6 protein-coding genes are annotated in these 13,281 nt (G+C 38.6%); all 6 read left to right on the top strand.

Annotation, left to right across the window (positions count from 1 at the left end; all coding sequences use genetic code 11):
* The first annotated feature begins 57 nt into the window (after positions 1 to 57).
* The 6 genes from BM107_RS08225 to BM107_RS08250 all read left to right on the top strand — a co-directional run bounded on the left by BM107_RS08225 (position 58) and on the right by BM107_RS08250 (position 13,228).
* A complete protein-coding gene (locus BM107_RS08225) occupies positions 58 to 2,445 on the top strand; it encodes an ABC transporter permease (protein WP_090982128.1) in 2,388 nt (795 codons plus the stop codon).
* A gap of 91 nt (positions 2,446 to 2,536) precedes the next feature.
* Positions 2,537 to 4,915: an ABC transporter permease gene (locus tag BM107_RS08230; RefSeq protein WP_090982130.1), complete on the top strand. Its 2,379-nt coding sequence runs from the start codon at positions 2,537 to 2,539 to the stop codon at positions 4,913 to 4,915.
* A 90-nt stretch (positions 4,916 to 5,005) separates the two neighbouring features.
* Positions 5,006 to 7,387, top strand: coding sequence for an ABC transporter permease (locus tag BM107_RS08235; protein ID WP_090982132.1), 2,382 nt, complete (start codon positions 5,006 to 5,008; stop codon positions 7,385 to 7,387).
* Between the two features lie 77 nt (positions 7,388 to 7,464).
* Positions 7,465 to 9,858, top strand: a complete 2,394-nt coding sequence (locus BM107_RS08240; RefSeq protein WP_090982134.1) for an ABC transporter permease — start codon at positions 7,465 to 7,467, stop codon at positions 9,856 to 9,858.
* 93 nt (positions 9,859 to 9,951) lie between these two features.
* Positions 9,952 to 12,378: an ABC transporter permease gene (locus tag BM107_RS08245; protein WP_090982137.1), complete on the top strand. Its 2,427-nt coding sequence runs from the start codon at positions 9,952 to 9,954 to the stop codon at positions 12,376 to 12,378.
* 166 nt (positions 12,379 to 12,544) lie between these two features.
* Positions 12,545 to 13,228 (top strand): ABC transporter ATP-binding protein, encoded by a 684-nt coding sequence (locus tag BM107_RS08250; RefSeq protein ID WP_090982139.1) that lies wholly within the window; start codon positions 12,545 to 12,547, stop codon positions 13,226 to 13,228.
* Positions 13,229 to 13,281 lie beyond the last annotated feature (53 nt).

The raw sequence follows: 13,281 nt of genomic DNA on the forward strand, positions 1-13,281 counted from the left end.
GGCTAAAGCGTCCTAAACCTTCCAATCTTTAAACTTTCAATCTTCAACCTAAAAAATATGTTCAAATTAAATCTAAAGATCGCGTTGCGGAACCTATGGAGAAATAAAGGGATTGCGGCCATTAATATTGGCGGGTTGGCCATTGCTTTAGCTGCATTTATTTTGGTAACGCTCTATTTTACCTATGAAACCAGTTTCGATAAGGAAAATCCGAATTACGAGAATATTTATGTTGTTGGAATAACATACCCGGAATTTAAAACCAATTATGTTGCGGCCCCTTTTGCTGAAGCAATCAGGCAAAATTTTCCAGAAGTTGTGTCGGCAGGTGTGATAAAAGATAGTGCTTTTGAACTGACAATTAAAAAAGGAAAAAATACGCTGTTTACTAAAAAAATTCTACAGGTAAGTTATGATGCCGCCAAAATTCTAAATATCCAGCCCGCTAATGGTCTCATAAAACCAGCAGGAGAGACGGAACGACTTACTTATCTGAGCACTGAAAGCATGAAAACGCTTTTTCCGAATAAACAGGACGATGAACCAGAAATGGTTGGTTTTGGAGCAAGCACTTCTGGAATAAGCGGAGTGATTAATGGATCTATAAAAAATAACCTGCATTCCAACTTCACTTTTGATGGTGTTAGTATTGGTAATGAACTTGGCAAGAATGATCATTATAACATGAATGATTACACCATCTATTTACAGGTAAAACCTGCAACAGATGTTGAAAATCTTGAACAAAAAATTACCGGTTTATACCGTACTGAATTATTGAAGGACAAAAGCGAGGAAAAGTCAATAAAAGAAATAAAGGGTATCTCTACTTTTTTAGACCCATTGGCTAACCAGCATTTAAAGCCAAAAGCGGGTAACGATGCTCCCTATAAAATATTAATAGCAATTTCTGTCCTGGGTGTTTTGATTTTGGTGATTGCGTGTATCAACTTCACTAATTTGAGTATAGCACAAGCAGGTAAACGCGCTAAAGAGGTCGGTATAAAAAAAGTTATGGGTGCTTATCGTTTCCAGTTAACCAAACAGTTCCTGGTAGAGATCTTGATGCAATGTTTAGTCGCCATTATTTTAGCCTTAATTATCGCAGAATTAGCTTTACCTAGATTCAACAGCCTGTTTCAGGTTCACTTATCTATCTGGGATACTGCGAATGGTTTATTCTGGAAAATACCTCTTATTTTAGTATTAATTACCTTTTGCGCAGGCATTTATCCGGCAATTGTTTTGTCAGGTTTTAAGCCATCGCTCGTACTTAAAGGCAATTTCTCTACCAGTAAACAAAGTTATTGGCTACGTAATGCTTTGCTGGTTTTCCAATTTAGTATGGCGGTTATTTTCATTATTGGCTTATTCATTATCAATTCGCAATTAAAATACATGCGGAGCGAAGATTTAGGCTTTAATGTCAATCAGGTTGTTTATGTGAAAAATTTAACAATGTTTAATAATCCGGCCAAATTTGGCTCAATTGATTTCGAACCTGTCAGGCAAAAAATGTTAAAAGTTCCAGGTATCAAATCAGCAACTGTGGCTACTTTTATTCCTGGTGGCCAAAATGGAATAAATAGCTATGCTGCAAATGGTATAAAAGCAAATATTGATTTTGTTAATGTAGAGTTTGACTATTTTGAAACTTTAGATATTAAATTAAAAGAAGGTCGTTTTTTCTCAAACAAATTTAAAACTGATACGATAAATTCGGCAATTGTAAATGAAAGTGCAGTTGCCAAATATGGTATTAAAAATCCAATCGGAAAAATTATTAGGGGATGTGATATTGATTATAAAATAGTTGGTGTAATCAAAGATTTTAAAACGCAGGGTTTCGAAAACGCAATTCAACCTACAATTTATACCATTAAAGATCCTTGCGGCAGTTTTAAAACCGAAATCTTGCTTAAGATTGAGCAAAATAAAATGGCCGATGTATTGGCTACCTTAAAAGCGCAGTGGCCCGAAATTAATAAACTTGATGGGGAAGATTTTCGCTATGTCTTTCTCGACGAACTTTACGGCAAGCTGTTCAAAAAGCAGGAACAATTGGAGTCGGTATTTTTCACTGCTGCAGTACTCACTATTTTTATTGCATTACTGGGTTTATATGCATTTGCCAAATACATTACCAATGGGCGCTTAAAAGAAATTGCCGTGCGTAAAATTTTGGGTGCAACTGATGTGCAGTTACTTAAACTGATCAATAGTTCATTTTTTTACCTGGTGGTTGTTGCGAACATCGTTTCCTGGCCAATTGCCTATGTGGTTACCAATATGTGGCTCAAGACCTTTGCTTACCGGATCGATTTTCCTGTTTTGCCATTTGTAACTACCACATTGATAACAATTTTATTAACCATTATAACTGTAAGTATACAGGCCAAAAAAGCAGTAAATGCCAATCCTGTTGATGCTTTGAAATATGAATAATACAAGGTGGAAAGGTAGAAGGTAATGAGGTGGAAGGTTTAAACGCCCAATCCCTCAACCCTCAACCTTTTTGCCCTCAACCTCAAAATATATGTTCAAATTAAACTTAAAAATCGCCTTACGCAACCTCTGGAAGAATAAAACTTCTTCCTTTATCAACGTAGTTGGTTTAGCTATTGGCCTTGCTGCCTGTTTAATGTTGCTCCTGTATGTTACCTACGAATGGAACTTTGATAAGCAGGCTAAAAACTGGCGGAATGTATATGTTGCCATGACTAATGTTCCAGGGGATGGTAATAAAATTGCCGCAACTTTTAATGGTACTACCACTGCTCTCGGTCCATTATTAAAAGCGCATTTACCAGAGGTGAAATATGTTGCCCGCATGGATTACGGCAAAAAAAGTTTAATTGCTAACGGACAAAACAGCTATAAAAAGGATTCAAAATTTGCTGAACCTGACCTGCTTAAAATGTATGATTATCAGTTTATTTCAGGTGATCCGAAAACCGCGTTAAAGAATCCTCTTTCTGCGATCTTAACGGAAAGTACAGCAAAAACTTTGTTTGGAACCACCGATGCTTTAAACAAAGTTGTCCGTTATCAGGATAGGGAAAATTTAACCATTACAGGTGTAATCAAAGATTTGCCAGAAAACAGTTCTAATCGTTTTGATTTCTTAATGCCCTGGTCGTTCTATGAAATTCTTGATCGCGATGTTAAAGATTTAAACTGGAATAATTACAGTTTCGTAACGATGGTATTGTTAGATCAGAATGCAGATATTGATTTGGTAAATCGTAAAGTTGATGGTTTGGTGAAAGCAAATGCGCCACAAAATGCACAATCGCAACCACATTTTCTGTATCAAGCAAGCAAACTGCACTTGTTCGGGAAGTTTGAAAATGGCAAACCTATAGGTGGCAATATTGAGCAAATTTACCTTTTTGTTGGTTTAGCATTTGGAATTTTATTGATCGCATGTATCAATTTTATGAACATGGCTACGGCAAAATCGGAGAAGAGAGCAAAGGAAGTCGGTATTAAGAAAACCATTGGAGCAAACCGCTCGTCACTAATTCTTCAGTTTTTAACCGAATCGATGGTTCTTACATTCATTGCGGTTATACTCGCCATTGCTTTACTTGAACTTTCGCTTCCGGCATTTAATCGATTACTAAACTTCAATATTGGCATTTCTTATTTTAGAGTGACGAGTTGGCTTGGGATATTGGGAATTGTATCAGCCACGGGGCTAATAGCAGGTAGTTATCCGGCTTTTTATCTCTCATCCTTTAATCCAATCCAAACCTTAAAAAGAAAAATAAATGCCAAAGGATTTCCAAATATCAGTTTAAGGCAGGTTTTGGTGATCGGTCAATTCTGTTTCGCTATTATACTCATTATTGCAACGTTAGTTATCTATCGCCAGATTCAATACATTAAAAATAAGCCCGTGGGCTTTGATGTTAATGCCCTGGTCGAAATGCCCCAGGAGGGAGAATTGAAAACCAAATTCGATTTATTTAAAACTCAATTGCTAAAAGCAGGAGCTGTTACGTCGATGTATCAATCATCTGTTAGTCTTTCTCATCATGGCCGAAATTTTATGGATATAAAATGGGATGGAATGACTAAGCCTGCAAATACAGTCATGTTCAACCAAGTGGCTACATCATACGACTTTATTAAGACCAATGGCATTAAATTACTGGCGGGAAGAGATTTCTCAGAGCGTTTTGCCTCAGATACCAGCGCAATTATGGTTAGTGCATCGGCTGTGAAAGTATTTGGCTACAAAAATCCGATTGGTAAAAAAGTAACACTTTTCGGTACAAACGCACACATTATTGGCGTGTTTGATGATTACGTATGGGATTCTCCATACAAATCGAACAATCCACAAGTTGTTTTCATCAATTTAAAGCAAACCGGTACCATCACCATGCGTCTCAATAATGCAAATAGTTTGCAGCATAATATCGAAACCATTAATAGAATTACAAAAGCATTTAACCCGGCTTACCCAACTGAGATCTCATTTGTAAATTCACTATATCAGGAAAAATATAAGTCAGAACAAATATTGGGAATATTATCTAACCTCTTTGGCGGATTGGCCATTTTTGTTTCCTGCCTGGGTTTGTTTGGCCTTGTTGCCTATAGTTCCGAACAACGTACCAAGGAATTTGGTGTAAGGAAGGTTTTAGGCGCATCTGTAGCCAATTTAATGCAGTTACTATCCCTGTCTTTCCTAAAAATGATCGCTGTAGCCATCGTAATTGCCATACCAATCGGTTATTTGTCAATGGTAAAATGGTTAAATAATTTTGAATATCATACAGAATTTAGCTGGTGGATTATGCCGCTAGCTGCTATTGGAACTTTAACTATAGCATTATTTACGGTGAGCTTTCAGGCTTATAAAACGGCCAAAGCTAACCCTGTTGATGCACTTAAATACGAATAATACAAGGTGGAAAGGTAGAAGGTAATGAGGCGGATGGTTTAAACGCCCAATCCCTCAACCCTCAACCTTTTTACCCTCAACCTCAAAAATATGTTCAAATTAAATCTAAAAATCGCCTTACGCAACCTCTGGAAACACAAAGGCTTCACATTAATTAATGTTGGTGGCCTCGCCATTGGCATGGCCTGTTGCTTAATGTTGTTGTTGTATGTCAATTACGAATGGAGTTTCGATAAACAGTATAAAAATGCAGATAAGGTTTATTTTGCCACTTTAAACCTGAAATATAACGGCAGGTTAGCTACAACCATGGCGGTGCCAAATAAGTTGGCAAATGCTGCCATGACAGAACTGCCAGGTATCAAAAATGCTGCACGCATCACCATGCCTGGCAACTTCAGGCTTTATAGCCATGATCAGAATCATTTTAAACTGGAAGCATTGAGTGCAGATCCCAGCTTTCTGCAAATCCTTGATCAGAAATTTATTTATGGTAATCCGGAAACAGCATTGGCAGAACCGAATAATGTATTGATCAATGCTTCTACAGCTAAAAAGTTGTTTGGCAATCAAAATCCGCTGGGCCAGCTTATTACTTATGATAATAAAATCAGCCTGAAGGTAAGTGCAGTAATTGAAGACCTGCCTAAAAACCAGACCATTCAGTTTGATGTTTTACAGCCCTGGACATTTTATGAACAGGAAAATCCGGGCGAGAGAGAAAACGGATGGGGCGCTATCACCTGTTTAACTTTATTCCAGCTAAAAGATAATGCCGATTTAACTGCTACTAATGTCGCCATCAAAAACTTTATCGTGAATAAAGAAGCTGATCTGAAAGAAATGACTTACCAGCTTTTTCTTTTTCCTTTGGCTAAATTCCATTTGTATGATCATTTTGAGAACGGAAAGTCGGCTGGAGGTAAAATAGATCAATTGCGTTTATTTGTTTTTCTGGCCATTTGCGTATTACTTATTGCCTGCATCAATTACATGAACCTTTCTACGGCAAAATCAGAAAAACGCGCCAGGGAAGTTGGTGTGCGAAAAGCTTTGGGTTCCACCCGAAATACCATTATGGGACAATTTATGATCGAATCGCTATTATTATCAGTTATAGCGATGGCCATTGCTTTCATTACGCTCGAACTTTCCTTGCCCTATTTTAATAACCTGCTTAATATTTCCATTAATATTGATTACAGTTCTTACCCATTTTGGATGCTGTTGCTGTCGATGGTATTGATTACAGGTTTGCTTGCCGGAAGCTACCCGGCATTTTACCTTTCTTCTTTTATTCCGGTAAAAGTGCTTAAAGGTTTTAAAGGTTCAACAGGTTCATTATCTATCCGTAAAACATTGGTAATATTACAGTTTAGCCTTTCCATCTGCATGATTATCTCTGCTATTGTAATTTATAAGCAGATGCAGTACATGCGAGATAAACCACTTGGATTTGATGTCGCTGCACTTGCCCAGATCGATTTGGAAGGTGTGTTAACAAATCCAGGTAAACTGGAAGTTTTCAAGAACGAACTTAAACGTGCTGGTGCAATTGAATCAGCAACAGAATATGCTAGTTCATTTACGCGTGGCGGAAACATTACGAGCGATATTTCGTGGCCTGATAAACCCAAAAACGATGTTTCGGTTATAAGTTATAGAAGTACCGGTTTTAACTTTGCCAATACTGCAGGCATTAAAATTGTTGCAGGAAGAGACTTCGCCTCGAAATTTCCTGCAGATACGGCAACTTCTTTATTATTAAATCAGGAAGCCGTTAAAGTAATGAGATTGAAGAATCCCGTTGGAACGGTTATTACCTGGGGCGATAATCCACCGCTAAAAGTGGTCGGTGTTGTACAGGATTTCTTTAACGAATCTTTAGGAGCCAAAGTTTCACCAACCGTTTACTATTATAATGCGAAAAAAAGCGAGACACTGTTGCTTAGGCTGAATACTAAGCAGTCATTGACAGCGTCGCTGGAAGCTATTAAACAGGTCAGTCAACGCTTAAATCCAGCATATCCGGCAGAAATAAGATTGGTAAGTGATGGTATGGCTGAAAAAATAAAAAGTGAAAAGCTTTTAAGTGTACTCTCTAATATCTTCGGAGGTTTTGCCATTTTTATTTCATGCCTCGGTTTGTTAGGGCTGGCGCTCTATATGGCCGAACAGCGCAGTAAGGAAATTAGCATCCGTAAAGTGTTGGGCGCCAATCTTTCAGATATTTTAGTTCTGCTGAACAAAGATTTTATGAAACTGGTGGTTATTGCGAATCTGATTGCTATCCCGGTAGCTTACATCCTCGTAGCTAAATGGCTTGAAAAATATGATTACAAAATTTCGATAAATCCCTGGCCTTTTTTGCTGGCACTTTTAACATCGATACTGATTGCTTTGATTACAGTAAGCCTGCAAACGTTTAAAGTCGCCAAAGCCAATGCCGTTGATGCACTTAAATACGAATGAGGCAGAAGGTTTGGAGGTTGAGGGCGTAAGGTGAAAGCGCCCAGACCTTAAACCCTACACCCTAAACCTTAAACCATATGTTCAAACTTAATCTTAAAATCGCCTGGCGAAACCTTTGGAAAAACAAGGGTTATACATTGATTAATATCCTTGGCCTGTCTATAGGGATGGCAAGCTGTATCCTGATTTTCATTTTTATCCGTTTTCAGCTCAGTTTCGATGAAGGTTATAAAAATGAGGATCGGATTTATCGGGTGGTTACCAACTGGAAATACAGCGCCTACGAAGATTTTTCTTCAGGAGTACCCGTGCCTTTTGCTGCGGCTGCCCGAAATGAAATTGCTGGATTTGAAACAGTGGGTTCAATTGTAAAAAGAAACGCCTTTCTGCAGATAAACGATGCCAACGGAAAAGAGAAAATGAAAAGCCAGGAGGCTGTATATTATGCGCAACCCGATTTTTTTAATGTCTTAAGTGATATTAAGTGGATCTACAGTGCGCCGGAACTTGCCCTGGCAGAACCCAATACTGTTGTGCTGTCAGCAAAATATGCTGAAAAGTTTTTTGGTAGCGTAAAAGATGCAATTGGAAAAAACATGAGGCTTGGCGAAAAAATTAACCTGAAAGTAGCTGGCATTATTCAGGATATGCCACAAAACAGCAGTTTCCCTTTAGAAATTGTGATTAGTTACGAAACCTACAAAGGTCGGTTCAATAATAACTGGGATTCAGTCAACTCCGCCTTTTGTAGTTATGTCCTGCTAAAAGAAGGTCTTAGACCTGAAGATTTACAACAATCAATAGCCAATTTTAATAAAAAATATTATCCGGTTGATAAAATAGCGGGTAATCAGGAAAACAAATTACAGGTATTAAGAGCTATTCATTTCAGCGATAAATACGATAATTTCGCAAATGCATCTATCAACCGTAGTCAGATTTATGGGCTGGCTATAATTGGTCTGTTCCTGATCATTACTGCTTGTATCAATTTCATTAATTTAAGTACTGCACAGTCGGTAACCCGATCAAAAGAGGTAGGTGTTCGTAAAGTAATGGGCAGCAAACGTAGCCAACTGATCTATCAGTTCTTAACCGAAACTTTTGTAGTCAGTTTAGCCGCTTTACTTATTGCGTGTGTAATTACTGAACTGGCCATACCGCCCATGCAGCATCTTTTCAAGGGCAGGATCGAATTCAGCCTTTTTGGTCATCCATCAATCTTTGCATTTATGGCATTACTGGTTCTATTCATTGCTTTTCTTGCAGGATTTTATCCGGCACTTGTTATTTCCGGTTTTAAACCTGCCCTGGCTATAAAAAATAAAATAGCATTGAATAAACGAGGGTTGAGCCTTCGGAAAATTTTAGTTGTAGCCCAGTTTGCAATTACCATAGTGCTTATCGTCGGAACTTTGGTAGTGATAAAGCAGATGCAGTTTGTGCAGCAAAAATCACTGGGATTTAATCCGGATGCCGTTGCTATGGTTGGTATCCCTAATGACAGTTTAAGTAAAATCAAATACAACACTTTTAAAGAGCGGATAAGCAAACTTCCGGGTGTTGAAGATATTAGTTTTTGCCAGTCGCCGCCATTATCCGGTAACATCAACTCCAGCGATTTTACCTACAATGGCGTCAAAAACAAGGATTTCGAATTAAGGAATATTCGGGCAGACGAAAATTTCTTTAAGGTTTTTGATCTGAAATTAATTGCCGGAAAATTATATCATAAGAGTGATACCGCAAATGCCTGTGTGGTTAATGAAACCTTCCTAAAGAAAATGTCGATTACAAACCCTGAGGAGGCAATAGGAAAAGTAATTTATGCGAGTGGGAATACAGTGCCTATTGCAGGTGTGGTAAAGGATTTTAACGACCAGTCATTACGAGAGCAGATTTCGGCACTTGCCATTTTTCCCGGAAAAAATGATTATTGGAATGTGTCGGTGAAAATAGATAGCAAACAAATTGCCGCTACAATGAAAGAGATCGATAAAATATGGAACAGTACTTTTCCTAATGGGGTTTTTGATTCAGCTTTTGTAAATGAAACCATCAACAGTTACTATGAAAGTGAACAGATTATGGGGGTGTTGTTTAAAATATTTGCCGGTGTGATTATTTTCATTTCATTTATCGGTTTATTTGGATTAATATCATTTGTGGCCACGCAAAGAACTAAAGAAGTTGCCATACGGAAGGTTCTGGGAGCCTCAACGCTTGAACTTGTAAAAATGCTGAATGGTTCTTTTCTCGTTATGGTCTTCGTTGCCAACATCGTGGCATGGCCCCTTGCTTATCTTTTTGTTTCGAAATGGTTAGCCGGTTTTGCCTATCGAATTGATGTCAGTATCTGGCCATTTGCATTGGCTATGGCCATATCAATGGCAATTACGCTGGTCACGGTCAGTATCCGCTCATATAAAGCGGCCTCGGCAAATACTATTGATGTACTTAAATATGAATAATGGCGGGAAGGACGAAGGTATTAGGGTAGAAGGTTCGACCGTCTGAACCCTTAACCCTCAACCTTTAACCTTCCAACCCTCAACCTTACAACTATGTTCAGACTTAACCTCAAAATCGCTTTACGCAATCTTTGGAAAAACAAGGTATATGCCACCATAAATATTGTTGGCCTGGCCCTTGGACTAACTGCTTTTGTACTCATGATTTTGTATATCAATCATGAAGAAAGTTACGATAAATGGTCTCCAGATTTAAAAAATGTCTATCAGATTAGGGAAAAACATGATTTTTTTACCCCTGATAATAAGGAGCACTGGAATGAGGTTTCAAACAGCCGCATCGCAAATTTGATCAGGACGAAATTACCACAGGCAGTTGCAGTAACTAAAGTAGATAACGACTGGAGTTTTGGCAGTGGTTATTCGGTTAAAACAGACAACGCCGATCCGGTTATGGTGAATAAGATCAAAGATTCGGATAGCAGCTTTTTTAAGGTTTTCGATTATCAGTTTGTTCAGGGTAGTGCCGACCAAGCCCTTGAAAACAAGAATACAATTGTTTTGAAAGAGGATCTGGCCTTGAAGCTTTTCGGTACGACAAGAGCCCTGGGTAAAACAATAAAAATCATACGCTGGAGGGATGATAAAGGCGATTTATTTACGGTCACCGGTATAGTCAGTGAGCCTAAAACGCCACAAAGTGTTCATTTTAGCGCTATTATGAGAACCGGAAATAAAGATAGAGACCCTGATGAACCAACCAATAACAATTACTGCCTGATGTTCACTAAACTGAATAAAGCCAGCGACACGTTGGTATTGAACCAGACTTTACAGAAGTTATATGTCGATTTCAGGAAAAACTTATTGAAAGGGCAGGAGGAGGATTATGAAGATATGCAAAAACCTAAAAAGTTGCCGGGCTTAAAAGTCATCCCGTTAGCAACTGTGCATTCCAATCCGCCGTATACCCTGAGCTGGTTCGAAAAGTTAAAACCTGTAATGGCCATATCGGCATTTTTACTCCTGGTTTCGATCATTAATTTTATCAATCTGGCCACGGCACAATCTGTGCAGCGGGCCAAGGAAGTAGGGGTAAAAAAGGTACTGGGTTCTTATAAAAGCCAATTGACCGCTCAGTTTTTGGTTGAATCCGGGTTGCAGAGCCTGATTTCGCTTTTTCTCTGTATTGTTTTAATTGAAATGGTTTTGCCAGCTTTTAACCAGCAGTTTAATGTGGCTTTAAGTTTTTGGCACAATGCCAGGTTATTGGTCCTGATTGCCCAGCTGGTAGGCCTGTTTGTGTTTGTAACCTTACTTGCAGGTTTATACCCGGCCTGGGTTTTATCTAATTATAATCCTGTAGCTGTTTTAAAAGGCAATTACGAAAACGGTTTGCGAGGTGTAGTTCTTCGTAACGTATTGGTTGTCTTTCAGTTTGTTATTTCGGTAACGTTCATCATATCCATTGGTGTAATGGAAATGCAGTCCCGGTTTATGAGTAGCAAGGATTTAGGCTTTGAACGGGGAAATCTTATCAATATAAAGACTAATTATGAAGATAACTTTGCCGAAAGGCTCAAGAAAATACCAGGTGTCCAGTATGTAGCAACGACTACTCAGGTATTAGGCAATAGTTTTAATGTGCCTGAAGAAATTAAATACAAGGGTAAACCCATAAAGTTAAATACCGTTACCGTTACGATGGACGCACTGCCGGCGCTTGGTGTGAAAGTACTGCAAGGCCGGATTTTTTCCAGGGAATATAAAAGCGATACGGTTAATACTGTAGTTTTAAACGAAGCAGCGGCAAATTTATTCGGAAAAAATTTAATCGGGCAGACCTATCAAAAAACCGATTGGGAAGGTAAAGACAATATTTTCCAGGTAGTAGGCATTATTAAAAACTATCATAACGAAGGCTTTGATAAAGCAGTTTTGCCAACGGTTTATAAGGTAACCAGACTTGGAGGTACTTCAAATACAAACAATTTACTGGTGCGTTTCAATACGGCTCAACATAAAGAGATCATCAGCAAAATTGAAAAGGAGTGGAGAATGCTGTATCCGAACTTTCCAATAGAGTACAATTCTCTTGACGATGCTTTTTCGAAAGTCCTCGAAGAGAATAGGCGGTTTATGAATATGATTGTATTGTTCAGCCTGGTTTCTGTCTCCCTGTCATTACTTGGTTTATTTGCACTTTCTACATTCGTGGCTAAGCGGAAAACCAAGGAGATTGCAGTAAGAAAAGTGCTTGGGGCATCAAACATCCAGATTGTAAGCTTACTCAACAAATCCTTTCTGATTCTGGTGGTTGTGGCAAATTTAGTCAGCTGGCCTGTTGCTTATATTATTATAAAAAAATGGCTTGAAGGCTTTGCTTATCGGATAGAAGTGCCCTTTATACCTTTTGCCGCTGCTACGTTAATTTCAGTAATTATAGCCATCCTTACGGTAAGTATACAGGCACGAAAAGCCGCTGTAACCGACCCGGTAAACGCACTTAAATATGAATAACACCCGCGTATAGCGTTTTGTGTTTAGGGTAGATTTTTCACTCACCGCCAAACGCATTGCGCTAAACCCTAAAAGATGAATAATGGCCAAAGGTTTTAAGGTAGTGAAGTAAAGATTAATACGCCTAAACCCCATGCCCTAAGCCCTATGCCTTAAACCTTAAAATATGATACAACTTACCAATATCGAAAAATACTACGCCAGCAAAGGCGTTAAAAATTATGTGTTACGCTTAGTAACCACTACCATTAATCAAGGCGAATTTGTTTCTGTTATGGGGCCATCCGGTGCCGGAAAATCTACCTTGCTTAACATTATCGGCATGTTAGAAGAGCCCACTTACGGTAATTATCATTTTATGGGCGAAGATGTAACCAGTTTAAATGAACGTAAACGAATTGAGCTCTACCGAAACCATATCGGTTTCGTGTTTCAGGCTTACCATTTAATTGATGAGATGACGGTTTACGAAAACATTGAGGCGCCACTTTTATATAAAAAGGTGGGTAGCGCCGAACGCGCCAGCAGGATAGCCGATCTGCTCGACAGGTTTAATATCGTGGCTAAAAAAGATTTATTCCCAAATCAATTGTCGGGCGGTCAGCAGCAGTTGGTAGGTATCGCACGGGCCCTGGCTGCGCAGCCTTCCATTATTCTGGCTGATGAGCCTACAGGGAATTTACAGTCGGCCCAGGCTGAAGAAATTATGAGCCTGTTTAAAAAGCTCAATGAAGAGGAGGGTATTACCATTATACAGGTTACCCATTCAGAAAAAAATGCCCAGTATGGAAACCGTATATTACACATTGCAGATGGCCTTATAAAAGAAGATATCAAGATTCAAGCTTAACATATTTCCAGTAGAAACAATCCTTTTTAACTGTGGTTAATTACCTTTGCGCT

It is taken from the genome of Pedobacter suwonensis (assembly GCF_900111825.1).
Taxonomy (GTDB): domain Bacteria; phylum Bacteroidota; class Bacteroidia; order Sphingobacteriales; family Sphingobacteriaceae; genus Pedobacter; species Pedobacter suwonensis.

Excerpts from the sequence above, each read along its gene's own strand:
- BM107_RS08225 (WP_090982128.1), top strand. The coding sequence starts at position 58 with ATGTTCAAATTAAATCTAAAGATCGCGTTGCGGAACCTATGGAGAAAT.
- BM107_RS08230 (WP_090982130.1), top strand. The coding sequence starts at position 2,537 with ATGTTCAAATTAAACTTAAAAATCGCCTTACGCAACCTCTGGAAGAAT.
- BM107_RS08235 (WP_090982132.1), top strand. The coding sequence starts at position 5,006 with ATGTTCAAATTAAATCTAAAAATCGCCTTACGCAACCTCTGGAAACAC.
- BM107_RS08240 (WP_090982134.1), top strand. The coding sequence starts at position 7,465 with ATGTTCAAACTTAATCTTAAAATCGCCTGGCGAAACCTTTGGAAAAAC.
- BM107_RS08245 (WP_090982137.1), top strand. The coding sequence starts at position 9,952 with ATGTTCAGACTTAACCTCAAAATCGCTTTACGCAATCTTTGGAAAAAC.
- BM107_RS08250 (WP_090982139.1), top strand. The coding sequence starts at position 12,545 with ATGATACAACTTACCAATATCGAAAAATACTACGCCAGCAAAGGCGTT.